This window comes from Novosphingobium sp. CCH12-A3, assembly GCF_001556015.1.
Taxonomy (GTDB): domain Bacteria; phylum Pseudomonadota; class Alphaproteobacteria; order Sphingomonadales; family Sphingomonadaceae; genus Novosphingobium; species Novosphingobium subterraneum.
Window position 1 is genome coordinate 72,701 of sequence record NZ_LSIA01000138.1, and the last position, 25,839, is coordinate 98,539.

22 protein-coding genes are annotated in these 25,839 nt (G+C 61.0%); 5 read left to right on the forward strand and 17 right to left on the reverse strand.

The genetic code is table 11. The annotated features are described in order from the left end of the window. Positions 1-33: 33 nt before the first annotated feature. The 12 genes from AX703_RS11290 to cofH all read right to left on the reverse strand — a co-directional run bounded on the left by AX703_RS11290 (position 34) and on the right by cofH (position 11,856). A complete protein-coding gene (locus tag AX703_RS11290) occupies positions 34-1,404 on the reverse strand; it encodes a phosphotransferase (RefSeq protein ID WP_062344175.1) in 1,371 nt (456 codons plus the stop codon). Then, the gene (locus AX703_RS11295; RefSeq protein ID WP_231735500.1) at positions 1,404-1,814 is read right to left on the reverse strand and encodes a nuclear transport factor 2 family protein; all 411 of its coding nucleotides are present in this window, start codon (positions 1,812-1,814) and stop codon (positions 1,404-1,406) included. The genes AX703_RS11290 and AX703_RS11295 overlap by 1 nt, the downstream gene beginning before the upstream one ends. Beyond that, positions 1,811-2,836 (reverse strand): LLM class flavin-dependent oxidoreductase, encoded by a 1,026-nt coding sequence (locus AX703_RS11300; RefSeq protein WP_062344124.1) that lies wholly within the window; start codon positions 2,834-2,836, stop codon positions 1,811-1,813. The genes AX703_RS11295 and AX703_RS11300 overlap by 4 nt, the downstream gene beginning before the upstream one ends. 15 nt (positions 2,837-2,851) lie before the next feature. Then, complete coding sequence (locus AX703_RS11305; RefSeq protein WP_062344126.1) at positions 2,852-3,937, reverse strand: phosphotransferase; 1,086 nt, start codon at positions 3,935-3,937, stop codon at positions 2,852-2,854. Then, complete coding sequence (locus tag AX703_RS11310) at positions 3,934-4,749, reverse strand: SDR family NAD(P)-dependent oxidoreductase (protein WP_082734542.1); 816 nt, start codon at positions 4,747-4,749, stop codon at positions 3,934-3,936. Before AX703_RS11310 ends, AX703_RS11305 begins: the two co-directional genes overlap by 4 nt. Positions 4,750-4,822: 73 nt before the next feature. Further along, positions 4,823-5,743: a TIGR03619 family F420-dependent LLM class oxidoreductase gene (locus tag AX703_RS11315; RefSeq protein WP_062344128.1), complete on the reverse strand. Its 921-nt coding sequence runs from the start codon at positions 5,741-5,743 to the stop codon at positions 4,823-4,825. An 81-nt stretch (positions 5,744-5,824) separates the two neighbouring features. Beyond that, on the reverse strand, positions 5,825-6,394 hold the full coding sequence (gene cofC, locus AX703_RS11320; RefSeq protein ID WP_062344130.1) for a 2-phospho-L-lactate guanylyltransferase: 570 nt from the start codon (positions 6,392-6,394) through the stop codon (positions 5,825-5,827). Then, positions 6,391-7,314 carry a 2-phospho-L-lactate transferase gene (gene cofD, locus AX703_RS11325; protein ID WP_062344132.1) on the reverse strand — a complete coding sequence of 308 codons (924 nt, stop codon included), beginning with the start codon at positions 7,312-7,314 and terminating at the stop codon, positions 6,391-6,393. Before cofD ends, cofC begins: the two co-directional genes overlap by 4 nt. Then, complete coding sequence (gene cofE, locus AX703_RS11330; protein ID WP_062344134.1) at positions 7,311-8,054, reverse strand: coenzyme F420-0:L-glutamate ligase; 744 nt, start codon at positions 8,052-8,054, stop codon at positions 7,311-7,313. Before cofE ends, cofD begins: the two co-directional genes overlap by 4 nt. A gap of 37 nt (positions 8,055-8,091) precedes the next feature. Then, the gene (npdG, locus tag AX703_RS11335) at positions 8,092-8,748 is read right to left on the reverse strand and encodes an NADPH-dependent F420 reductase (RefSeq protein WP_062344136.1); all 657 of its coding nucleotides are present in this window, start codon (positions 8,746-8,748) and stop codon (positions 8,092-8,094) included. Then, positions 8,745-9,575, reverse strand: coding sequence for an SDR family NAD(P)-dependent oxidoreductase (locus AX703_RS11340; RefSeq protein WP_062344181.1), 831 nt, complete (start codon positions 9,573-9,575; stop codon positions 8,745-8,747). Before AX703_RS11340 ends, npdG begins: the two co-directional genes overlap by 4 nt. A 4-nt stretch (positions 9,576-9,579) precedes the next feature. After that, complete coding sequence (cofH, locus tag AX703_RS11345) at positions 9,580-11,856, reverse strand: 5-amino-6-(D-ribitylamino)uracil--L-tyrosine 4-hydroxyphenyl transferase CofH (protein ID WP_369821011.1); 2,277 nt, start codon at positions 11,854-11,856, stop codon at positions 9,580-9,582. A 393-nt stretch (positions 11,857-12,249) separates the two neighbouring features. Here cofH and AX703_RS11350 point away from each other — a divergent pair, with 393 nt between their 5' ends. The 5 genes from AX703_RS11350 to AX703_RS11370 all read left to right on the forward strand — a co-directional run bounded on the left by AX703_RS11350 (position 12,250) and on the right by AX703_RS11370 (position 19,299). Beyond that, complete coding sequence (locus AX703_RS11350; protein ID WP_062344140.1) at positions 12,250-13,518, forward strand: acyl-CoA dehydrogenase family protein; 1,269 nt, start codon at positions 12,250-12,252, stop codon at positions 13,516-13,518. 44 nt (positions 13,519-13,562) lie between these two features. Further along, entirely contained in the window at positions 13,563-14,939 is a 1,377-nt protein-coding gene (locus tag AX703_RS11355; protein WP_156452016.1) for a Rieske 2Fe-2S domain-containing protein, read from the forward strand. A 43-nt stretch (positions 14,940-14,982) separates the two neighbouring features. After that, on the forward strand, positions 14,983-15,552 hold the full coding sequence (locus tag AX703_RS11360) for a 3-phenylpropionate/cinnamic acid dioxygenase subunit beta (protein WP_062344142.1): 570 nt from the start codon (positions 14,983-14,985) through the stop codon (positions 15,550-15,552). 112 nt (positions 15,553-15,664) lie between these two features. Continuing rightward, the gene (locus tag AX703_RS11365; RefSeq protein WP_062344144.1) at positions 15,665-16,954 is read left to right on the forward strand and encodes a cytochrome P450; all 1,290 of its coding nucleotides are present in this window, start codon (positions 15,665-15,667) and stop codon (positions 16,952-16,954) included. A 188-nt stretch (positions 16,955-17,142) separates the two neighbouring features. After that, on the forward strand, positions 17,143-19,299 hold the full coding sequence (locus AX703_RS11370) for a molybdopterin-dependent oxidoreductase (RefSeq protein ID WP_062344146.1): 2,157 nt from the start codon (positions 17,143-17,145) through the stop codon (positions 19,297-19,299). Between the two features lie 159 nt (positions 19,300-19,458). Here AX703_RS11370 and AX703_RS11375 read toward each other — a convergent pair whose 3' ends face one another. The 5 genes from AX703_RS11375 to AX703_RS11395 form a co-directional block, all read right to left on the reverse strand. Beyond that, positions 19,459-21,903, reverse strand: coding sequence for a TonB-dependent receptor (locus AX703_RS11375; protein ID WP_062344148.1), 2,445 nt, complete (start codon positions 21,901-21,903; stop codon positions 19,459-19,461). A gap of 325 nt (positions 21,904-22,228) precedes the next feature. Then, positions 22,229-22,987 (reverse strand): SDR family NAD(P)-dependent oxidoreductase, encoded by a 759-nt coding sequence (locus AX703_RS11380; protein WP_062344150.1) that lies wholly within the window; start codon positions 22,985-22,987, stop codon positions 22,229-22,231. Between the two features lies 1 nt (position 22,988). Further along, on the reverse strand, positions 22,989-23,339 hold the full coding sequence (locus tag AX703_RS11385) for a DUF4286 family protein (RefSeq protein WP_062344152.1): 351 nt from the start codon (positions 23,337-23,339) through the stop codon (positions 22,989-22,991). Between the two features lie 4 nt (positions 23,340-23,343). Then, entirely contained in the window at positions 23,344-24,561 is a 1,218-nt protein-coding gene (locus tag AX703_RS11390) for a cytochrome P450 (RefSeq protein ID WP_062344154.1), read from the reverse strand. A gap of 316 nt (positions 24,562-24,877) precedes the next feature. Continuing rightward, the coding region (locus AX703_RS11395) for a Tn3 family transposase (RefSeq protein ID WP_156452017.1) at positions 24,878-25,839 on the reverse strand (962 nt) is incomplete at its 5' end.

The following is a 25,839-nucleotide window of genomic DNA, read 5'->3' on the forward strand; positions in this document are numbered from 1 at the left end:
GCGACCTTGCCTGCATAGTTTCCCGGCACCGGATCATATGCCTTCTGGCAATCGCACGTTCAGTGCTGCCTCACCGATTGATGTCGGCCCGAAAACCTGCAGTCGCCTTCCCTCGATTGCACCCAGCAAGGTAATCAAGCCCGCGTCCTGATCGGGTCCGGCCGCCATCACGAAAGCTTCCAGTGCCGCCTCGGCTTCCGGCCAGCGTGCAAAGTCCTGACCCAGAAAAGCGCTGACTTCGGCGATGTTCTGCGCGACCATCGCGGCGCCATAGGTGTCGGCACGGGCAACCCATTCGACGATTTCCAGAGCCTGCCCTTTGTGCCCTTCTGCCACCGCATCCCTCGATGCGATGCCGGAAAGCGTGTCGGCAAGCTTGCGGATTAACGTGGCATTGTCGCCACGCCGTTCTTCCAGCTGTGGCAATTCGGGCAGCGGAACCCCTGCGAGCTTCGACAATGCCAGCAGGATGGACCGGCGAAGCGCCAGATCGAACTGGAGATAGACCGAGTGTGGATCAGCAGGGCGCGGATCGGCAACCGTGCCGGTAAACTGCATCGTGCCAAGCAGCGAAAATTGCAAAACGTGGAATAGTACCGCTTCGTGATCAACCGGCTCCCCAGACGCCTCGGCGTAATAACCGAACAGTTCGGGCATCGGCGCGCCCAACGGTTCGATCGTGTTGCGCATTCCCATGGTCGCCAGATCGACCATCGGATCGCCGATCATGCTGAACTCGAAGTCGTAAAGCTGGGTCATCCTTTCTTCGTGGACAAGGAATTGCCCGGAATCGAACTGGATGAAAGCCGCGCGTGTGCGGTGCTTGGGCACGTTCCGACGGATCCACTGGATCACGAACTCAAGCAGTGGTTCGGGCCGCTTCTTCGTGCGCAGATACTGCGGCAGGTAGGTGTTGAGCCCGACCAGCGCGATCTCTTCTGCACCCTGCGGCACGTTCATGTCCCCGACTTCGGCAAACGCCTCGACCGGAAGCGCGTGCATTGCTGCGACGGCCTTCATGTACGCGCGACCCACCACGCTCTGCTTCTCCGGCGTCAGGCCGGAAAGATCGCGCGTGCCCTTGATCGATTCCATCACGATGCACGGGGGATCGGCCAGATAGCCATAGACTGCGGGAACCGGAATGCCTTGGCCATGCAGCACGGCTATGATGTCAGCCTCGCGCTTCAGGTCAGGAAAAATTGCCACATCGCCGGTACGGTCGCCTCGCAAATGCAATTCAACCAGTTTGCCATCGACCTCAACATCGGCAAACCAGGCAGGGCGCCATCGTACCTGCTGCTCCATCCGCACGATCTTCCCGCCGGTTACCGATTCAACAAAATCGTGGATGCGCTGCACAGCGGCATCGTCGTATTCGGGAACGCCTGTAGTTTCAGCCATCATGCAAGATCCCCACCAGCGGGTGCGAAGGCAGCGGCAGCTGAGCGCGTGTTCATGTATTCCTTGCCGGAAACGATCAGTCCGTCACGCACTATCAGCACGTTATGGTATTCGTTCCGATAAACCGAATTGGGGAACGTCATTTCTCCGCGCACTTCGACCGCGACCCGGTCACCCTCGGCGGTGATGCCGATGATGTCGGCTACCCGCTTGTTGGCGGTCAGTAATCCGTTGCGCACACTGTCGATGAAAGCTTTACGCGACATGTCGCCAAAACCCAGAATCCACCAGGTGCAATCGGGGTGCTGCAGCGCTTCGATTGTGGCAATATCGCCATCGACCACCGCCTGCATATAGCGGCGCGCCACGTTCTTGTTCGCTTCAACATCAGTCATCGTCAGACCTTTCACTTGCCATAGAACAGGTCGGCGATGCCGGCCGTGTAATAGGCGATCTTGTCGGGCTCCAGCCCGTAATGCGGGATTACCGGGGTGCAGGCATCGGCAAAGTCCACCCGTTCGTGAAAACGCCGCAGCACTTCGTCCTTGGGGCCCACCAGTGCGATGCTTTCGACCATCTCGTCGGTACAGGCTGCAACCATTCCGGCGAGATCGCCAGCGGCAAAACAGGCCTGCAAGGCTCGGGCAGGGTCGCCCATGCCGATGCCGTCAAAATAGCGCAGGTACTGCGGCGACTGGCTGTAGAACGCGATATTGGCCCGAGCGTCGTTGATCGCCTCGCGCTTGTCGGGGTTGACCGCCACGAACATCTGCAGGTTGACCGTCACCGCGCTGCGTGGCCGCCCTGCCTTGCCCAGGCCCCGCTTCAATGAAGGCATCGCCACGTCGCGAATCCACTGCGCGTTCCATAATGGATGGCCCAGCAACCCGTCGGTAGTCTCACCCGCCATTTCACAGGCGTTCTGAAACACGGCTGGGAGATAGATCGGGATCTCGGTGCGTACCGGCGGTGCAAGCGTGCGGAAATGTGTCAGGTCAAGCTTGTGGTATTCACCCTCAAGCACACCCAGTTCGCCGGTATGCCCTTTGGCGACGATTGCCCGGATCATGCCGATCACCTCGCGCATGTGCGCAAGTGGCTTGCCATAGGTCGCTCCGAAGGCACCCTCGGTCAGGCTCTGTGCACTGGAACCAAGACCGAGAACGGCACGCCCTCCGCTGATAAGGTCAAGATCCATTATGTTGCAGGCTGTTTCGAGAGGGCTGCGTACAAATGCCAGCGCAATGCCTGTGCCAAGTTTGAGGTTATCGCTGACGGCAGCCGCAGCAGACAGCGGCAGGAAAGGCGCGCCGAATGTCTGCGAAGACCAGATCCCGTCCAGCGCGGCCAGTTCATACTGTTCCACCGCTGCGGCCAATTGCTTTGCTGGCAACGGCGGCAACTGTGCCCAGATGTGCTCGCTTGCAGTCATGCTATGGCCCCGTTCCTAGACATCATAGAGTTCATCGATTTTCAGATCCTTTGCGGCAACGCAAAAGCGTTCCAGCGATGGGAGCGTTGCCTCCTTGGGATTGATGTTTGACTGCCATGAGACCAGGCCCCACACGATCCAGCGGCGATACTCGGTCCATGCCTTGTCGAAATCGATCACAACTCCGTGTCGCGCCAGAACTGAAAGATAGTGTCGCAGAAGATCGCCCTCACCGGCGCGACGGTCGGCTATCCTGATCGAACCGGCCACGAAATAGCTGTAATCGCGCCATGGGTGGCCCTTGCGCACGATCTGCCAGTCAAGGAAAAGTCGACCGCCATCACCAAGGCCGTAGCTGTTGCCAAGATGGGCATCGCCGTGGACGAGGCACAGCGGCGAAGTATCGGCCATGTCGTGCGCGCAGAGTTGCAACCATGCATCACGCAGCTTCTGCGGATTATCGGCAAACCACGCGGGGAACATCGCCACCCGTTCGGGCAGGCGGTTCACCTTCTCATAATGATCCGCCATCATCGCCCAATAGTCGTCGCCCGCATGATCAGGCGACATCGCGCGCTGGAGCCAGGCAGCCGCATCGAGCCGGGGATCGCCCCATGTGTTGGCATGAAGCGTGGCCAGTGCTGTAACCCCGTGCATCGCCTGATCGATGGTGATCGGCTCGACAGAGGTGCCGAACTTGCCGTCCCAGCCTTCCATGTCTTCCAGCACCAGCAAACCCTGTTTGCCGTCGGTGTCATCGTCCCAGTCGGCGTAGAAACAATGCGGCGCTGGCAGATTCAAACCTTCACAAAAGTCCTTGTAGAACCGCGCTTCGTTGACATTTGCCTCGCCACTGAGCGGGCTGCCGGACCAGTTGGACTTGAGGCACAGCTGCCCCGGCAACACCGCAGGATCAGGGCCAGACACCGCTACGCGCACCTTGGTGGTATGGCCCGGAATGATCTCCACGATGTCCATCGCCGTGATGGCGATATCGGGATAGCGGTGTCGCAACACACCCTGAAGCCAAGCGGCGTCTACTGCCGCAAGATCGGTCGGCAGCCGTTGCTCCCGCGCCGGATAGCCCCGCGCTGTAGTCATGGCTGCGCTCGCCCCGCCTGTTCGGCGGCGTAATCCATCATGTCCATCACATGGGCGTGATGGGCGGACATACCGCCATCGATGGCGATGACCTGCCCGTTGATAAAACGCGATTCCGCCGACCCGAGGAACGCCACCAGCGCGGCAATGTCGGCAGGCTCGCCGAGCTCGCCCATTGGCATGTGTCGTGCAATAATGTCGAATTCCTTGCCTGCCACCTTGCGCGAATGGGGTGTGACGATCGGTCCAGGCGCAATGGCATTGCAACGGATCTTCTGAGCGCCGTGTTGTGTCGCCATGTAGCGCGTCATCGAAATGACCGCCGCCTTTGAGGTGCCGTAGGCAATACGCGCGGAATCGCCCAGCATCCCCGAACCTGAAGCAAGGTTGACAATCGCCCCGCCCCCGGCCGCCGCGATATGCGGGATCGCGTGACGGCAGCAATAGAGATAGCCGGTCGCGTTCACGTGTAGCGTGCGCTCCCACACATCGTTCGAAATGGTGACAGCGTTGGTATCGCCCATCATCGTCGCCATGTCGGTAAGCGCCGCATTGTTGACCAACACGTCAAGCCGGCCGAACGCCGCAATCGTGCCGTCAATGGCGGCCTTGACCGCATCTTCATCGCCAATATCCAGCACAAAGGCTGCCGCCTTGTCGCCATAGGCAGATGCCACTTCTCTGGCCGCTTCACCGAATATGTCGGTCACCGCAACGCGTGCGCCTTCATCGATCAGGCGCTGGACCACGGCTTTGCCTATGCCTCCTGCACCGCCGGTCACGAAGGCCACCTTTCCATCGAACCTGTTCATGCCTGGTCATCCTCTCATTGGCAGATGCTGCCCGACGGTTGCCCCGCCGTGGCCGTCCGTATCGGGCGCGAAATCAGATTTTGGGCATGATCTCTTCTGCCACCCAGCGCAGCCGTTCGATAAATTCCGACTTGTCGGTGATCCCCGGCGGCAGTGGCACGATGGTCTCGGTGATGCCGAGATCCTTCAACCAGCCGATCTGATCGATGATCTTCTGCGCATCGCGCGTTCCGGTCGCTCGCGGATCGTCCATCACTTCATGATGCGCCCCAACATTCAGCATTTCGAGCGCGAAGAACACCTCAATGGGCCTGCCGTCATACTCGGGCTGAGACTTGATCAGGTCGATGCACGCCGGAAACGTCTCGGGCGGGGTGCGGAAGGGCGACCAGCCATCGCCGAACTTGGCCACGCGCTTCAACACCGGCTCGGCATCGCCGCCCAGCCAGATCGGAATGCGCGGCTTCTGGATAGGCTTCGGTTCGAACCCGGCGTTCTTGAAATTGACGAACTCGCCTTCGAAGCAAGGGCTGTCCGATGTCCACAGCTCGATCATCGCCGCCAGATACTCGTCCGCCATGCGCCCTCGCTTGTGGAAATCCACGCCGAGCATGTCGAACTCATCCTTGAGCCAGCCCACACCGAAAAGCGCTTCGGCGCGCCCGCCGGTCAGCCAGTCGAGCGTGGACCATGCCTTGGCCTGCACGATCGGACTTTGCAGCGGCAGGATCGAGACAGACGAGGACAGCCGCAGATTCTTGGTACGTCCGCCAAGATAGCCCAGGGCGACGACCACGTGGAAATAGTGATAGCCTGAAAGGTCGTAGTGCTCCGGCGGGATCACGAAATGTTCGCCGAGCATGCACTTGTTGAAGCCCAGCGCGTCGCCTTCAGCAATCAGATCGCCAACATCGGCACCTGAAAGCGCAAATTCCCAAGGCTGCACCATCGCCTTGACGTGCATCGAATTGGGAACGCCCATGTTGAGCTTCATCGTCTGTCCTTCGCCGGTTCGCGCTGTCCCTTGTCAGAGACGCGCTGCTTGCGGAAAGGATCATGCGCAGGCGCTCTGCCGTCACCACCTTCCCAAAGGAAGGGCCCCTTGTGCAGCGGCAATATCGTCCGCCGTATCAATATCTATCGCCAGACCGTTGCGTTGCAGCACTACCGCATGAGGGAGGCGTGCCAGGTGGTGCGCCAGACTGTCCGGCCCGAAAGCGAAACCGACACACGCCGCCTCGCGCAGGGCCAGGGCATTGGTGCCAACGCCATGCCGGTCAGTCGCAATCGCCGCCCCTACCCCGTCCGCTGCGCCGAGCAGCGCGGATACATCTTCGGCACAGAGCAGCGGCAGATCGGCGTGGACGATAACCATCCGCTCGCCCGCCAGCGCAGCGCAAACCCGGTCCAGTTCTGCGTTCAGGCCCTTGCCAAGATCAGGCTCCCATGTGGTGCCCGGAATGTCGAACGAAACGGGCGACAGAACCCGGATCGAACCGATGGCTGAACTGTCCGCCAGCGTGGCGATCACATGGTACGCCATGCCTTCGGCCAGCGCGGCCTTTGCATCGCCATCCAAAGCTTCCGAGAGGCGGGTCTTGCGCTCGGCCGCCGCCTTCAACGGAACGATGGCGGTCCAGCTCATCGGTCTGCAATGCTTGCGGCAAGGTCCAGCGCGGCCTGCGCCACGCGCACCTTGTCCACATCGTTGTGCATCAATGTGGCGGTTCGGGCCACGGCCACGCCATCCGGTGCATCATCGCCCTGATCGATCACCAGCCCGTCGATGAAATCGGCGTAGTGCGCGGCGATGGACGCATTGGCGAGGGGGGTGCCCAGTTCCTCCATCAGCTTTGCGGTCGGCCCCTTCACCGCCTTGCCGCCGATGATCGGCGATACCGCCACGACCGGTGCTTGCGTAGCCACCAAGGCACTGCGGATTCCCGGTATGGCAAGCAGCGGATCGATACTCAGGAACGGGTTTGATGGCGCTGTCACCACCGCATCCGCCCCGGCAATGGCTTCCAGCACGCCGGGCGCAGGAAGCGCGTCGTCCGCCCCATCGAACAGGATACGGCTGACACGTGGAACACAGCGCCGCGCCACGAAATAGTCCTGAAACTCGAGAAGACCCTCATCTGTCTCAAGCTGCGTTGCCACACGCGTGTTGGCCATTGGCAGGATTGTTGCGCCGATGCCAAAGCGGTCCGCCATATCCGCAGTGATCCTGTCCAGCCCGTCACCCGCCGCAAGCCGCGCGGTGCGCAGCACGTGCAAGGCCACGTCGCGGTCGCCCAACTGGAACCAGTCAGGCCCGCCAAGATCGCGCAGGGTTTCCAGAAAGCTCCATGTCTCATCCTCGCGCCCCCAGCCTTGCCGACGATTGGCCTTGCCTGACAGCGTGTAAAGCAGCGTGTCTATATCGGGTGATACGTGCAGGCCCAGATGGCGAAAATCGTCGCCGGTGTTGACGATGGCGGTCACATCGGCTGCGGGCAATATGCGCAGCAACCCCAACACCAGCTTGGCCCCGCCCACACCGCCGGTCAGAACGGTAACTTTCACTGGAACAGATCCTCAGCCAAAGGACGCGTAAGATCCGCCGCAGGTCGCGCAGCGCCTGCCACGCCATAGCCGCGCACGATCACGGCAGGAATGCCTTCACCGCCCTCGCCCATCGCCAGCGCTGCGGCGCTCGCAAGCAGGTCCGCCACGGCAATCTGGGTCACTTCCAGCTTGCGCCCGTCACGGTCCAGCAGCCCGCGCCGATCGTCGATGGCCGGCAGCCCCGCCGCGCCGATGCCCACCGCGACTACACCCATGCGCCAAGGCCTGCCGAAACTGTCGGAAATAACGACCGGGCAGCCCAATGCTTCACAGATCCGCGCCGCCGATGCGTCCGGATCGGTCGGCAGCAGCAGCGCACGCTCTGCATCACCCGACCCGATATTCGACCGGTCGATGCCTGCGTTGGCCATGACCAGGCCCAGCTTGTGTCTTGTGATCAGCACATTGGGCACAGCGCGCACCACGTCGGTCGATTCCCGCAGGACCAGTTCCACCAGGCGCGCATCCTTGCGGGTCACGTCGGCCAGACGCAACGCTTCTGGCCCCGGCGTAACGTCCCCAAGGGCAATCCAGCGCCCCTCCGCCTTGGACACGATCTTCTGCGTCACGACGAGGACATCACGCGGGCCAAGCTGTGTGCCCGCAAGTGTCACCGCCTGATCCAGCGTTGCGATCAGGTCTTCACCCGGCCGCACTTCGCCAATGGCCGAAAGCGGAATGATCTCGATGGCAGACACGTCACACGGATTCCTACGAGGGTTGCGATTCTCCCGTTCAGTCAGTGGGAGCGATCAGTTCCCCTGTGATGCGAACCCCTGCGCCGTCAACCTTATAGGCCTTGTTCACGAAAATCAGGATCGAGGTCATGGCTTCGGCTGCGGCAGAATTGCAAAGCGCACCTGCATGAAGCCCGCGCAGGCCCATTGCATCGGCAAGCGCCACAACTTCGCCGCGCGCTGCCTTGTCATCACCAAAAACCAGTACGTCGCAGCCTACATCGATGTCCTGCGCCAGCTTGTGCGCAGCCACATTGTGGAAGCCCGAAACCATTGTCACGCCTTCGCCCAGCAGGACTTGCGCGCGCACTGCTGCCGAACCTTCGGCAGGCAGTTGCACACGCATCACCTTGGGCGGCATGAGCGGCACTGTCGTGTCGACCACGATCTTGCCCGCCACGTGCGGCTTGATGTCGGCCAGGGTCGCTTCCTGTGCGGAAAACGGGACAGTCACGATGATCAGATCGGCCTGTGCCGCCGCCTCGGCATTGGCCATGCCGACAAGGCCATGCCCCAGTGCAGCCGCCTTTTCCTGCGCCGCCTCGGCCTTGCGCGATCCGATCAGGACCTTGCGGCCCGCGCGCGCCAGACGCCAGGCAATCGCCGCGCCCAGGTTGCCGGTGCCACCGATAATCCCGATGACCTGGTTGCTCATGCCTCACCGCCTGCGGATTGCGCCATGAACCGCTGCATGTCAGCATAGACACCAGAATGTGCGGTAAACCCGCCATCGACAACGATCGATGCGCCGGTGATGTAACGCGATTGGTCAGACGCCAGAAACGCCGCCACTTCGGCAATGTCATCGGGCGAGCCGAGGAACGGCACGAGATTGTGCTCCTTCATCAGCGCCTGCGCCTCAGGCGGCAGGTTTTCGTCAAACGCCTCGGTCATCACCAGACCTACGACCATCACGTTGGCGCGGATGTTCTGCTTGCCATATTGCGTCGCGACATAGCGCGAGAGGTTAAGCAGGCCCGCCTTGGTCGTGCCATAGGCCGGATAATCGAGATCGCCTGCCAGTCCTTTGCCCGATCCGGTAAAGATGATCGAGCCGCCGCCCTGCTTGAGCATGTGGGGAATGGCGTGCTTTGCCGCGAGCATCGAACCGGTAAGGTTGGTGGCAAAGGCCTTGTTCCAGAATTCGACTGTCATATCGGCAATCGCGCCATCTTCGTACATCGCACCGGTCTGCGCCGCGTTGCTGTGCAGGACGTCAAGCTTGCCAAAGACTTCGACTGTGCGCGCAATGCCCGCCGCAATCGAATCCTCGCTGGTCACATCCATGCCGATGGCAAGGCCCTGGCTGCCCAAGGCTTCGATTTCCGCAACCACATCAGCAAGTTTAGATTCCGTCCGCCCGGTGATCGCCACTTTGGCGCCCCGCGCGGCGAACATCTTTGCGGTTGCCCGGCCAATGCCGCTACCGCCGCCGGTGATTATCGCAACTTTGCCCGCAAGCGGACGGTTCAGATCAACCATCATTTTACTCCGTCATTGCCGGACGATGATCCGGCACCAATTCATAAAGCGTTGTACGCTGGCGGGCAGACCGCCCGACACTTGCTGCAAGCGCGATCATTTCCGACGGGCCGAATTCCTGCCCGTTGACCCCACCAGCAGCACGCGTGATCGATTCATCCATAAGGGTGCCGCCGAGGTCATTGGCACCCGCTTCCAGCACTGCCGCGGCGGCATCGGGGCCAAGCTTGACCCACGATACCTGAATGTTGGTCAGTACCGGATGCAAGACGATGCGGGCGATTGCGTGCATGAGCACGGCCTCCCGATAGCTTGGCCCGGATCGTGCCTGCCCCTTGCGCCAGATTGGCGCTTCCATATGGACGAAGGGCAGCGGCACGAATTCGGTGAATCCGCCAGTTTCCTCCTGCAGGCTGCGCACTTGCGCCAGATGGTGTGCCCAGTGGCGATACTTCTCGACATGGCCGAACATGATCGTCGCCGTTGTGCGCAAGCCCACGCTGTGTGCCGTCCGCATCACTTCGAACCATTCGTCCGCGGTGACCTTGTCAGGGCACAGGATGGCACGAACCTCGGGATCCAGAATTTCGGCTGCGGTACCTGGCAGCGTCGAAAGACCGGCCTGCTTCAGCCGCGTAAGGAAATCTTCGAGCGAAAGCCCAAGAGTCTGCGCGCCGTGCATCACTTCAAGCGGCGAAAACGCATGAACATGGATGCTGGGCGCAGCCGCTTTGACGGCAGCGACAATGTCGAGGTAGGTATTGCCATCGTAGTCCGGGTGGATGCCCCCCTGCAGGCAGACCTCGGTAGCGCCCCGCTCGACGGCTTCAGCCGCCCGGCGCGCGATTTCGGCATAGTCTATCCGGTAGGCGGGACCGCGCATCGCCTTGGTGCTGCCTTTGGAAAACGCACAGAACCCGCAGCGATAAAGGCAGATATTGGTGTAATTGATGTTGCGATTGATGGCGTAGGTTACAGTCGGTCCGACAACTCTTGCGCGCAATGCATCGGCCTGCGCGCAAATCGCGTCAAAGTCCTCGCCCTCGGCTGTGAACAATCTGGCAATCGCCGGTTCTTCCAAACGCTCCCCATTGCGCGCAAGCTCGAGAATGCGGGAAATCTCAGCAGTTTTCGGCGCGAGGGCCAGTTCGGGAACGGGATCACCATGACCCACCGCCCAGTCGCTGTCTTTGGGCAGGCCACGGCCATCCACCACCCGCAGCACGGCGGGCGCGATGCGGGGATCGCACCACCTGTTTGCATCCAGAGCATGGCGTGGGCCGATCGCCAGACGCTGGCGCAAGGCTCGGCCGGCATCCGCCGTGGCGTCTGCCAGCACTTCGAGGTGCGGCCAGGGTGCCTCGGGATTGACGTGATCGGGCGTAAGCGGCGACACACCGCCCCAGTCGTTCACCCCTGCACGGATCAAATCCCCCAAGGCGGCTCGATCATGGAGGTTGGGCGGTGCCTGAAGAGTCATTTCCGCACCAAAGATCAGCCGGGCCGCGGCGATCGTCCATTGATGGTCTTCCAGTGTCGGCTCGGGGCGGTCGGCCATCTTTGTGCCCGGCTTGGCACGGAAGTTCTGGATGATAACTTCCTGAATATGGCCAAAGCGATCATTCAGCTCGCGTATCGCCAGCAGAGCCTCAATCCGTTCGAGCCGCGTTTCGCCAATGCCGATCAGCAGCCCGGTGGTAAACGGGACACCCGCCTCGCCAGCAGCCGCAATCGATGCAAGACGGCGTGCAGGTACCTTGTCGGGCGAACCGTGATGTGGCTGCCCTTTTTCGCACAGGCGCTCGGACGCTGTTTCCAGCATGATTCCCATCGATGCAGAATGGGGACGCAGCGCCGCGTAATCAGTCGCTTCCATGAGACCGGGGTTGAGATGCGGCAGCAGGCCCGTCTCTTTGAAGACCAGCTCGGCGACTTCGGCCAAGTAAGACAGCGTGGTTTCATGGCCAAGTTTGGCCAAAGCATCACGCGCTGCTGAATATCGGGCTTCGGGCCGGTCACCCAATGTGAACAGCGCTTCACGACACCCAAGGGCAGCACCGGCCCGGGCGACGGCTAGCACCGCGTCGCGATCGAGATAAGCCTCGGCAACTTGCGCCGGGGTGTGGGCGAAGGTGCAGTAATGGCACACATCGCGGCACAGTTTGGTAAGCGGAATGAACACCTTGCGCGAGTAAGTGACAATTGCGCCGTGGCCCTCAAGCGTCAGAGCCTGCGCTTTTTCAAGCAAGGCGGAAAGCGGCATCGCCTCAAGCTTAGTCAAGATTTCGTCAGCGGAAACCCCGCGATCCTGCCAGATAGCCATCATCCGCGCGCCCGTCCGCTTTCAAGGTGGCGATCAGCCGTGCCAGCGCCCGAGGCAGATACAGCCTCGCCTACCGCCTGTTGAAACATGCTTATCTCTCCCGCGATCCAGCACGCGCCCGCCGAACGAACCTGCCATCACTGTATTGCTTGGACAATGGGAAGACGCGCCTGACCCATCCAAAGATAGGTCGTGGCGCAAAACATTGGAGGTGCCCCATCGCCATCCATCCATCCCGCAAATTTGCCAAAGTTTGATCTGGATCAATTACGCATTCGCCGACTCTCCCATATTGAACAGAATATACAGAAAATGTCCTGTTCGTATCAGGAAGCGACGGAGAGCACACGGATGGCAACCCTCCCCAAAGAACCGAGTGATGTCAAAGCATACGCCGCTCTGGACACCCACGATCCGTTACCCGCCTACAATCGCACTGCCGAGCGCGAACTCATCGCCAAGGCACGCGCGCTACAGCCCATGCTGCTGGCGTCCGCCGGATATGGCGACGAGAACGGCGTGCTTGATCCGGAAGTTTTCGGCGCGCTGACGGACGCCGGTTTCTGGGCGATGGCTGCTCCGCGTCGGTGGGGTGGGCTGGGAACAAGCGCCAGAGCAATGGCTCTGGTCGGGTTCGAACTGGCCAAGGGCGATCCCTCCGTCGGTTGGGTCTATACGGTACTCCACGGCACGACATGGGTTGCCAGCCTTGGCCCGGATGCGTTGCAGGAAGCGATCTTCGGTGCATCGTCAGACCATCCGGTGATCTGCGGCATCGCCAATCCTCCGGGCACACTCGACGAAGTCGAGGGCGGCTACATCGTCAACGGCCGCTGGCCCTATGCCTCCGGGTCCGCCCATGCCAGCTGGGCACAGCTGGGCGTAGCCATCCGCAAGAGCGATGGCACGCTGGACCATGGTGGCTTTGCCTACCTGCGCCGCGAGCAGTACACGATCGATACCACGTGGCACATGATGGGCATGAAGGGCACCGGCTCAAACACCATCGTGGCGCAGGATGCGTTCATCCCGCGTGACCAGTTCTTCCACGTGGCGAAAATCGGCATCGGCGGGCACGAGCCGGGCAAGCGCCATGTTGGCGAGCCATCGGACTACTGGCCGTTCATGCCCTTCCTGCGGGCCACCGCTCACGCCGTCGTAGCGGGTGCCGCCACTGCCATTCTCGAACGGGTGCGCGACGCCGCGAACAAGCGTCCGATCATCTACACCTCATACGGCAAGCAGGCAGACTGCGTGACGGTACAGGCAGAACTGGGCAAGGCCGCCGCACGGATTGCCGCTGCCGAAGCGCTGACGCTCAAGACATGCGACCTCATCGACCAGGCCGGACTGGAACGCCGCCGCCTCACGCCGCAGGAACGCGCGCAGAGCAAGGGCGAAGGCTCGCTTGCCGTCGAACTGCTGAACGAGGCGATCGAGCAGCTTATGTTCCTGGCAGGATCGAGCGCTTACGCCGATGCCAACCCGATCCAGCGCTACTACCGCGATGCCTCATTCGCCATGCGGCACGTCGCGAACCTGCCTTACGTCGGATACGAGATTTTCGGGAAGTCCCTGCTGGGCGTCGAGCCGAACATCTCGCCTGCCGATTTCATCTGACCATTCTTTCAAAACCCCGGACAAGCCAGAAGAGGACGCCCGCAATGCGCATGATTCCGTCCAAGGACATCGTCAACGAAGCGTTGTCACAGATGATCGACCTCGAAAACCGCGAGGTTTCGGTGGCGCTGCTGCACGATCAGGAAATCTACGAAATCGAGCTCGAACGCATCTTCGCCAAGGCGTGGCTGCTGCTCGGCCACGAGACCGAGATTCCCAATGTCGGCGACTATGTCGTCCGCCTGATGGGCGAAGATCAGGTAATCGTGGCGCGCGCCGCCGATGGCCAGGTCCACGTTTCGCTTAATGTCTGCCCACACCGCGCGATGCACGTGTGCCTGTCGGATTCGGGCAATGCCCGCGTGCACAAGTGCATCTATCACGGCTGGGCCTTCCGGCCCGACGGCAGCTTCATCGGCGCGCCGATCGAGCGTGAGCAGATGCACGGCAACATCAAGACCAAGGCACAGCTTGGTCTCAAGAAAGCGCGGGTCCAGCTTTACGGCGGCCTCGTCTTCGCCACATGGAACATTGAAGGCCCAAGCCTTGATGAGTGGCTGGGCGACATGAAGTTCTACTACGACATGCTGTTCGACCGCACAGACGGCGGGCTTGAAGTGCTTGGCCCACCGCAGCGGTTGACCATCGATGCCAACTGGAAGACCGCCGGTGAACAGTCCGCCTGCGACGGGTTCCACACCCTGACACTGCACGGGTCGGTCATTGATATCGGTGCAATGGGCGGCGAGCACGATACCGCGCACGAAAGCGCGCCCGCGATGTACGGCATAAATCTTTCGGGCAACGGCCATTCGCTGCGCTGTATTCCCGCAGACACCAGTTGGTCGTTGGCTCATGGCAAGGGTGATCTCACGCCTGACGAGCGCCTCGAAGCCTTCCCACCGCCGGGGATCACACCCGAACTCCTGCCCGAACTGCGCCGCAAGATGAGCGCCGAGCAGCTCCATGTGCTGGCCAAGGCCCCGCCGGTGGTGGGCGGCATGTTCCCCAACGCCAACATCCTGTTCATCTACAGCCCATTGCGTGACGGAACGCTCGGCTCGGCGCTGGTGCTGCATTCGATCATGCCGCGCGGCCCCCACCAGTTCGAATGGACGACCTACTACTTTGCCGAAAAGGGCACGCCCGAGCACATCAAGACGATGATGCGCGCCGCCGCTACGCAAGGGACCGGCACTTCGGGCATTATCGAGCAGGACGACAGCGATACCTGGCCGCACATGACCGAATCCGCTCGCGGCGTGATCGGTCGGACCGAAACGCTAAAGTATCAGGCGATACTCGGGGAGAACCGCCCTGCCGACTGGCCTGACAAGGCCAAGGTCTATGAAGGTTTCGGCAAGGATGACGCCCAGTGGGAGTGGTGGCTGGCCTATTACCGCCTGATGACCGCCGCCTGACGGCCATGATTTGACGCTTCCCCATAGCGAAAGGATTTCTGCCATGTCCGCCGTTACAACCGCATCCATCACCTATACCCGCAAGGACCAGCGCCGCGATGAAGTGGCCTATGGTTCGCCCGTTCACAACGCCGTGATGGGCTTCCTGATCCGTGAGGCCCGCCTGCTCGATCACCGCGAGCTGGCGGAATGGGCCAATCTTCTGGCCGAAGACCTTGAATACAAGGCACCCGTCCGCATCACCCGCCGTGTCCAGCAATGGGACCAGGAGTTCGGCACGATGGGTCATTTCGATGATGACTACAATTCTATCCAGATGCGCATCACCCGACTGACCACGACCAACAACGCCTGGTCGGAAGACCCGGCCTCACGCGTGCGAAGGTTCATCACCAATGTTTCAGTCTGGGAAACCGATATTCCCGATGAATACGAGGTTTCGAGCTACCTGCTGCTGACACGCAACCGGGCCGAGGCGAAGGACTACAAACAGCTTTCTGCCGAACGCAACGACCGTTTGCGCATGACCGCAGACGGCTTCAAGATCGCGCGCAGGTCGATCATGATCGATCAGGTCGTGCTTGGCATGCCGAATTTCGCGATCTTCCTCTGACCGATACCCCCTGTCCGGTCCCTTTCGTCAGATAGGGGGCAGGCTTGCGGTCAAAGCCCTACTCTCGCCGCAAATTCGCTTGCATACGACGCATTCAGGAGCCGATTTCATCATGGACCCGATCACTGCCGACCCACTCGACCGCATGGTTGCCGACTACTCGCTCGTCACCAATGGCTATTCGGGGAAGGCACCGGCCAATCCCTATCCGATGTTCGAGGAACAGCGCGCCCGTTGCCCGGTGATGCATGGCGATCTGCTCAAGCAGCACAGCGTACCGAGCATGGCCGATTATATGATGACAGGTCGGCCGACGGTGACGCTGCTGCGCTACAAGGACATCCATTCGGTCCTGATGGATCCGCAAAACTGGCAAAGCTATATCGTTGGCGATGGGTTCGGCGCGGCGGTTGACAACATGTTGCTCACCGCGATGGACGGTAAGGAGCACGATCACTTTCGCGCCCTGCTCCAGCGCCCATTCATGCGCTCGGAAACGCGCAAACTGATGGATACACTGATCAGGCCGGTGCTGATGCAGGAGTTCATCGCCGAATTGCGTCCGCGCGGAAAGGCAGATTTGCTGCGCGATCTGGCGCTGCCCTATCCGATCCGCGCGATATACGAGTACTTCGGCTTCCCGCACGATACCGAACTGCTGCAGAACCTGGCCAGTTGGGCGATTCAGGTCGTTGCCGCTCCGCAGACCGATCCCGAACTTGCAGCAATCACCATTCCGCAATCGATGGTCGCCGGCCAGGCAATGTACGATACGCTGCTGCCGATTGTCCAAGCCTATCGGCAGCGTGGCGAAATGAAAGCCGACATTCTTGGCCACATGATGCAAGTCGATGATAACGGCCAGCCATTCAGCGACGAGCAGATTGCGGCTTTCGTCCGTATGCTTCTGCTCGCCGCAGGAGAAACGACGACGCGCAGCATTGCCAACATGATGGTGCAACTGCTCGAAAATCCCGATGTGATGGAAGAAGTCCGTGCGGATCGCACTCTGGTGCCAAAGGCCGTGCTTGAGACCATGCGCCGCGATCCTACCGCAGGCGCGGTGGCGCGGGTTGCCGCCAAGGACATGGAAGTGGGCGGCATCGCAGTCGCCAAGGGCACGGCCGTCCTACTGTCGATCGCTTCGGCCAATCGCGATCCTGAAGTTTACGAAGACCCCGACCGGCTGTGGCTGAAGCGTCCGATGCGCCCGTTGCTCAGTTTCGGTTTCGGACCTCACATGTGCATGGGCATGCACATGGCCCTCGCGGAAATGGAAGTGGCTCTTGATGCTCTGCTGGACCTGCCCAACCTGCGCTTCGATCCGGCCCATCCGCATCCGCAGATCCGCGGCCTGAACTTGCGCGGGCCAGATGCGGTACCGGTGCTTTGGGACGTTTGAACGTCTGAACTGCGCTTTGTTTCATCATAAGAGGTCGGAACCGGACAAGTCGGTTTCGGCCTCTTTCGTTTTGGTGGCTACAACCTTGGCTATCTTCCGGCAGGGGACACGGACACAGGCCAAGCGCGACCTCTGAAAGGACAGGCCAGGTGACCGTAGCGTTGCCAGTCCGACATCGGGAGAGAGCGATGCGCGAGGTAAGATCGTTTTGTCGGTTCTGCATGGTGTTTTGTGGCACCAAGGTCACGCTCGACGATGAGAACCACATTGTCGGCGTGCGTGGTGACCACGATGATCCCATGAATCAAGGCTACAGTTGCCTCAAAGGCGTGGAGGCTGCGGGGACTTACTACGCCCCCAACCGAGTGCTCCACCCGCTCAAACGGCAACCCGATGGCAGTTTCGCACGTATTCCACTGGAGCAGGCGCTCGACGAAATCGCCGACAAAATGCGCGCGATCGCGGCGCGCGATGGTGCAGATGCAGTGGGCGTGTTTCGCGGCGGCGGGGCAATGCTGAATGCTTCAGCCCAAGCGATGGCCCCGGCCTTTCTGGCAGCGCTTGGGTCGCACAAGAATTTCACCACACTCACCATCGACCAGTCTGCACACATGATCGCAGCCGGACGTATCGGCATGTGGGCCGCGCCACGGCATCCGCTGCACGACAGCGACGTGCGGATGATGTTCGGCACCAACCCGCTGGTCGCGCTCACCGCCACCGATTTCGATTTGTCGAACCCGACCAAGGCGATGAAGCGAGCGAGGGCGCGCGGCATGAAGCTGATCGTGATCGATCCGCGCCGTACGGAAACTGCCAGATATGCCGACATCTTTCTTCAGCCATACCCGGGCGAAGACACCACGATAGCCGCCGGGATGCTCCACATCATTTTCACTGAAGGCTGGCATGACGCCGAGTTCTGCGCGGCGCACGTTGCAGATCTTGATGCACTGAAAGCCGCGGTCGCACCATTCTCGCCGGATTATGTGGCGCGCCGTGCCGGCATCGACGCTGAAGACCTGCACCGTGCCACCGCCCTGTTCGCACGCGATTCGCAGCGGGGTGGCGCGCTGTCCGGCACCGGAGTGTGCATGGGTCCGCACTCCAACCTTGCCGATCATCTGGTAGAGGCGATCAATGTCGTCTGCGGCAGGTTCCAGCGCGCCGGAGAGCGCGTCGTCAATCCAGGAGTCTTGCGCGCCCGGCAGGTCCGCCGGGCACAGGTGATGCAGATAGGTCGATCCTGGGAGCAGGGCTTCAAGAGCCGTATCGGCAACTATGGCACGATCTGGGGCGAGATGATGAGCGGCATTCTGGCCGACGAGATTCTTGCCCCGGGTGAAGGCCAGATCCGGGCACTGATCGCGCATGGGTCAAACCTCGCCAACATCATGCCCGACCAGCGCAAGATAGTGCGCGCGCTCAATTCGCTCGAACTGCTGGTCAACATAGATCCCTTTATGAACGAAACCTCGCAGTTGGCCGACTACATCCTGCCCACCCGCATGGGGTATGAGCGCGCCGACCTGACGATGTATCTGTACGAGAGCCTCTATACGCGGCCTTATGCTCGCTATACCCCGCCGGTGGCAGAGCCCCCGGCGGGAGCCGAACTTGCCGAGGACTGGCAGATCTATTGGGGGCTGGCGCAACGACTTGGGCTGTCGCTCGAGTTCGATGGCGTCGCGCTGGACATGGCAGTGACGCCTGATACGGACAGCTTGCTTGCAATCGTGGCGCGACATGCGCCAGTGCCGTTCGACACGCTGAAGGGCTATGAGCTAGGCCACATCTTCGACGAGGAAGCGCAGTTCGTCGAACCGGCAGACCCGGAGTGCAATGCACGCTTCACGGTCGCCCCGGCTGACGTTGTGGCTGAACTGGCGCAAGTCCATCAGGAACAGCCCCTTCCCGGTGCCTGGACCAGCCAGGGACAGACGTTCACGCACAAGCTTACATCGCGAAGGCTGCGCGAGGTGCAGAACAGCACGCATCGCAATGTTCCGGCGGTGCGCAAGCGCATGCCCTACAACTATGCCTACATGCACCCCGACGATATTGCCGAACTTGGCATCGCGGCGGGCGGCAAGATTGAAATCACGTCCGATGCTGGCAGCATTCCCGCCATTGTTGCCGCAGAGCCCGATCTGAAGCGTGGCGTTGTCTCGATGAGTCACGGATGGGGCGCGTTGCCGGACGAGACTGATTATGAAAGGGATGGTGCCAACACGGGCCTGCTGATCAGCACCGACCGCGATCTGGACCCGATCAATGCCATGCCGCGAATGACGGCGATCCCCGTCCGACTGGCACCGTACGCGCAGGAAATCGCCGCCGAATGACGGCTCACGCAGATTCGTGGGCTGATCGAGGGCGAACCTGATTTGGTGCTGGCGCTCAGGAATGCTTGATCCCCTGAACAGCCCTTGCAGCAATGAAAAAGAGGCCGAAACCGGTTCGAACCGGTTTCGGCCTCTTTCACTTTGCTATTTATCGGTCGATCAGAAGCTCAGTCGAGCCACCACGCCATACGTGCGCGGGTCGCCAACAGCCACCGAATTGACCGGGAAGCTCTTGAGCAGGACGTTCGGTGCAGCAAAGTAACGCTCGTTGGTCAGATTGCGAGCGAACACACCGACATCAAAACCGCTGTCGGCGATGTCCTTCCAGTCCAGACGCGCGTTGACCAGCTTGTAGCCGGGAAGCTGTTCACCATACTGACCGCCATAGTCGCTGGTCATGAACACATCTCCGTTCAACACAAGATCGCCATCCGCCGGACGGAACGGCAGTGTCCAGCTTACTCCGACGGTCCCGGAGAACGACGGAGAATAGCGGTTCACATCATCTGCCGTGAATGCGATTCCGGCTACGGGTGGCAGCGTAACCTTGTCGACCTTGATATGGGTATAGGCCCCGTTGAAAGTCACCGTGAAATTGCGCGATGGGCTGACCGCAGCGTCCAGTTCGACGCCGAAGATGGAAAGATCGGCAGCATTGACCCCGAACGAGGCATTGGTCGGATTGTCCGGCGCGCTCGACGGTACGATCGCCTGCGCGTTGAGGAACTGCAGCGCGTTCTTGTACTTGCTATAGTACACTGCCGTGTTGAGCCGCCCAGTTGCGCCGGAGACGTTGAAGTTCAGCTTCTCACCGATCTCGATATCGGTCAGTCGTTCCTCGCCGGTTTTCTGGAAGGGACGCAAGTCAACGCACTGTCCCGTGCCAAAGCCGCACGCCGGATCGGTGCCACCGGTGGTGAACTGCGTTTCGAACAGCGGCGTGTTGATGTTCACCCCGCGATAGCCACGACGGGTAACAGCATAGAGGAGCAGATCAGGCGTGGCCTTCCAGTCGATGCCGAAGGTCCAGCTGGGGTCGGACCCCTTGTTGGTTACAACGCCCACACCATCGGCCAGGCCAAGTCCTGCCACGGCGCGGCATGCATCGTCCGAGACATAGCTTGTTCCGATAGCGCCGCCACACGCCGAGACGCGATCCCAGCTGTAGCGTGCGCCAGCGTTGACGGTGACCGCATCGGTCAGCTTGTAAGTAACCTGTCCGAACACGGCATAGTTGGTGTTGCGAACGTTGGCGGTCACCACCGAAGCGGGGCTGGCAGGCGTGACGAAGGCTTCGAAGGTCGAACCCGATGGGCCATCGGGCGTGTCATGGCTATAGAAACCCCCGACGATGAAGTTGAACTTGTCAAAGTTGCCGAGGAACTGGACTTCATCGGTGAAGTATTGGCGCTGGACCAGGGCTGAGGCGTGGAACACCGTGAACGGCACGTCCACCGGACTGCCGAACAGCGCACCCGGCAAGGTCGTCGGCCCCAGAGCAGCGGTATTGATCAGCTGATCGCTGCGGTTCTTGCGGTAGCCGAAGATGTTGCGCAGCGTGAAATCACCGAACGAGGCCGATGTGTCGTTCGATATGCCAAAGGCACGGCGATTGGCGCGGCCCGATCCGGAACTGTCGGTGAAGGAACCGAAGAAGTTCTGCCGCTGCTGTGCAAGATATCCTTGCGCCTGCGCGTCCAGCGAACCGCCGACGATGCCGCCCGCTACCGGACCGAGCGCAGGGGCAAAAAGGTTCGTGAAGCTGAAGTTCTGGCGCAGCAGGTGATAGCCCGATGCATACTCACGAGCCTTGAAGTAATCGACCACCGTCGTGTTCTTCAACCAGTCGTTCGGGGTAAACAGGATCGAGGCGCGCGCGCTGTCCTGATGGATGTTGTTGAAGCCGCTACCTCCGTTGATCGAATAGATCAGTGGATCGGACCGACGGATCTGGCCGGCCACGCGGACTGCCAGGACATCCGGGATCAGCGGAACATTCAGCGCGCCCTGCACTTCGCGGTAGTCGAAGTTGCCATAGGTGCCCTGCACGTAACCGCCAAAGTCCTGGCGCGGACCCTGCGGGGTGATCAGCACGGCACCGCCAAGCGTGTTGCGCCCGAACAGAGTGCCCTGCGGCCCCTTGAGCACCTGAATGCTGCCGATGTCATAGGTAGGTACGTTAGAGCCTAGCGACGCCATCGGCACGTTGGCGAAATAGGTAACGACGCCCGGAGTCACTTCGCCGGTCGGGATCTGCCCGATACCGCGAAGCGTGACAGCGGCATTGTCCTTTCCGCCTTCGGACGAAAACGTCAGGCCCGGCGAGATCGTGCGGATGTCCGCGATCGTCAGCACAGTGCTGCGTTCCAGCGAGGCGGGTGAGAACGCCACGACAGACACCGGCACGTCCTGCAGACGTTCATCACGGCGGCGTGCAGTGACGACGATGTCTCCATCCGACGGCACTGCTTCGGCCTGAGTAGCGACATCCGTTTCCGCAACCTGCTGCGGGGCAACGTTTGTGGCAGCGTGGGCGGTTCCAGCAGCCAAAAGCAGCGCGGGCACCGCCGCTCCGCAAAGGAGCTGCGTAAATCTGGCACTCATCTAAAATACTCCCAAAACCCGCAGCCTGATCTGGCGCGGAACCTTGAATCTCAGCGCGGTCTTGCGATCGCCTCTGGCTCTCGCGGGCGCTACAAAAATGCCGCGTGCGCGCTTTCCTATCCAAAGGCAGGGTCTCATCCAATTGTTAGGACATGACTGCAGTTTCAGGAAAAGCGTTGTAAATGTGCAACTTGCGAGTTTTGCCTATTGGTGACGCACGTTTGCAGCGCCATCGGAGCAGATTGGCCTTGGGGGAAGCGGGTTGATGGCGCGTCGATTCACGCTGCGGAAGGGCGCAGCAGCGAATGTCCTCCTACGGACGGAATCAACCGGCGGTAATACCGCTGTCGGCGGCGTAGCATGCGCCATGCACCGACCGCGCGCGATCTGATGCGAGGAACATCAGCGGCTCGACGATGTCATCGGGCTGCGCCGGTGGGCGCAGGCCGATGTAGCGCGCGATCAGGCTCTGATCGACATCCTGCGGAAACTCCAGCGTCGTGGTCATTTCGGTCAGCATCCCTCCGGGCGACAGCGCGTTGATCCGCACCGGCGAATGCATCATTTCCATCGCGAGTGACTTGGTCAGGCTGAGCAGCGCAGCCTTGGTGGCGCAATAGGGTGCGGTGTAAGCCTGGCCGAGGAAAGCCGCGGTCGATACCACGTTGACGACATTACCCTTCGTCGCGATCAGATGCGGCATCGCCGCCTGCATCAGAAAGAACGGCGCATTCACATTGGCCGCGAAGAGTTTGGTCCAGTCCTGCGTCGTCACGTTCTCCAGCGCATGAAAGCGCAAAATGCCTGCGATGTTGCAGAGCACATCAAGCTGGCCGAATGTCTCGACCGTTGTGGCGACCGCGCGGGCGCAGTTGGCAGGATCACCAAGGTCTGCGGCAAAAACCGTGCTCTTGCCACCCGCTTCGGCAATACGGCGCGCCGTTTCGGCAAGGCCCTCAGCGTTGAGATCGGCCAGGCACACTTTGGCGCCCTCTGCGGCAAAGCGCAGGCTGGATGCTCGGCCAAGCCCCGACGCAGCGCCGGTGACCAGAACCACTTTGCCTTCGAACTCGCCTGCAGACATGTCAGTTACCCTTTGCCGGAGCAGCAACCACGGGCGTGATCGCTTGATAAAGGTGGGTCGCCATGCCTTCCATCGAGAAAGCCTCGCTCATGTGCATCTGGCCGGTTTCGACCAATGCGGTAAGCTGTTCCAGCGTCTTTTCAGGTTCATCGGTGTTCATGGTATAGATCGCCATGTACTTCTGCGGCGGCGCGCCTTCGACCGTGCTGTCGGTCAGGCAAAAGCGCTGCGCCGATACGAAACCCGGCACCGACACGACATCAGCCAGATGGCGGTTGCTGTACCATTCGTTGTATTCGTCCTCGCGGCCCGGAACAGGATTGCTGTGCACGACATAGGCAAAGTGCGGCATGATTCTAACTCCAGACCAGCGGCAGCGTGACCGGTTGGATCATGCCGAGATGGTATTCGACAGTGTGCCCGGCTTCCAGCCTGAATTGCGGAAGCCGCTGCAGGAACTCCTCGATGGCAATGCGCATCTCGCGGCGTGCCAGATGCATGCCTACGCAGGTGTGCGGACCGAACCCGAATGAGACATGGCGCGGGTTGCGATCGAAGCGGACGGCTGCAGGGTCGGCAAATTCCTCGGGATCACGGCACGCCAGCGTTGTCGACATGGCAACCTTGTCCCCCGGCATCATCTTCACCCCGCCGAATTCGGTTTCCCGGGTGCAGGTGCGGAAAGTGGTAACTGCGGCATAAGCGCGCATCATTTCGTCGATGGCGTGTGGAATGCGTTGCGGGTTTTCCTTGAGGTACTGCTGATCGGCTGGATTGCGCGCCAGATGAAGGAACTGGTGGCCCATGTTGGTCGAAACGGTATCAAGCCCGCCAATGAACAGGTTGAAGGCAAAGCCCACCAGCTCGTCTTCGTTGAGTTTCTGCCCTTCGACCTCGACGCCCAGTGCATAGCTGATGATGTCTGTGCCGGGATTCCTCCGCCGCTTCTCGATCTGCTCGCGCAGGAAAGCCACGACGTTTCGCGCCGCGCTGGCCATCTTGGCCATATCTTTTTCGTGCAGCAGGCCCATTTCCCATTCGAGGAACTGCGCGGTGTTGCTGAGCGGGAAATCCATCAGTTCAAGGAAAACCTTGATCGGGAATTCGAACGCGAACTCGGACATGAACTCACATGTTCCACGTACCCGGAATGCTTCGATATAATCGGCCGCATAACCGCGAATGCGATTTTCGAGTTTGGCCATTGCCGCCGGCGTGAATAGCGGATTGATGAAGGCGCGGTACTTGCCATGCTGCGGCGGATCGAACTCCACGGGTAGGTTGGTCCAGGTGTCGCCAATCATTTTGGAGTAAGGGGTGAAGTCCTTGCTCGAGAAAGTCGCGGTATCCATGTAGACCTTGCGCAGATCCTCCATGCGCCGAACGATCCAGGCCGGCGTGAAGCCCGGATAGGCGTGCGGCGCGTAAAAGATTGCCGGACCCTCGTGCACCTTCGGCGCCCAGTCACCGAACGGATCGGCCTGCGTGCTCACTCCGAACATATAGGGGAAGGGGCGGACAAGGTCTGCAGGAACGTGTGCAGGAATCACTGGATCGGGCAGCTGGAAATTCATGGCATCGCTCTCCGTTCGCGAAACCGGACAGGCGACAGGCACGAGCGCAGCATTGTACTCCGCTGCGGGTGACCATTTGTTCCGGCTTCCATTCGTAGAAAATATCGGACAGCATGAATCGCAACAAGTAGGATCAGTTTTGACAGGTTAGTATGATAAATATGACTAATGCGGAAAACCGGCCTGTTCTGAAAAATCAGGACGTCAAACCCGAGGACTACGCCGAACTCCGGCGTGCGCTGACGCTGATTTCCGGCAAGGGGTGACTACACGAAAGTGACGCAACTGCACGGTAAGGGCGAACGGATAGCGAACGTCACGCGGCGAGCAAGGAGCTGACGGCGCGCAGCGGCCGCAAGGCATCCGGATCTGGGCGATCTTCGACATTCCAGCTATAGTCCCCTGTCAGCGAGATGTGCTCCCAGCCCAACGGTGCGATGTGGCGTGCGATCTCGTCGGGCGTACCGATGTCAGCCAACGCCATTTCGAGATAGCGGGTGTTCCACAGGATGATGGCGGCGACGAGCAGATTGAGGCCCGATGCCCGATAAGTCTGGTTCTCGAAGCGCCGATCACGCAGCTCGCCGAGTTGGTTGAAGAAGAGCGCGCGGGCGAGCGCATTGCGGGCTTCACCCTTATTGAGGCCCGCCTGGGTGCGCCGGCGCAGGTCAATGTCGCGCAGCCAGTCGAGCATGAAGATCGAGCGTTCGAGGCGGCCAAGCTCGCGCAACGCGAGGGCCAGTCCATTTTGTCGGGGATAGGCGGACAGCCGGCGGAGCATCGCCGAAGCGGTGACGGTGCCGGTGCGGATCGATGTGGCGAACCGCAGCAGTTCGTCCCAATGCGCGGCGACATGACCCAATGCGATCGGCTCGGCCGTCATGCCAGTGAGCAGCTGGCCAGATTCCTGGCCAGGCAGGAGGTGCAAGCGACGCTCCCTGATATCGCGGAGGCGCGGCGCGAAGCGGTAGCCGAAGAAAGGCATGAGGCCGAACACATGGTCCGATGCCCCGCCTGTATCGGTGTAGTGCTCCTCAATCGTCAGGCCGGTCTGATGATACAGCAAGCCATCCAGCACATAAGGCGCTTCGCCGGCAGTCGCCGCGATCACCCTGCTCGCGAAGGGATCATATCGATCCGAGACATGGGTGTAGAAGGCGACGCCCGGTTCGTTGCCGCTGCGTGCGTTGATGTCGCCGATCGCGGCCCCACGACCGCCAGCGTGAAATTGCTGTCCGTCGCTCGACGAAGTGGTGCCGTCTCCCCACAGCGCGGCGA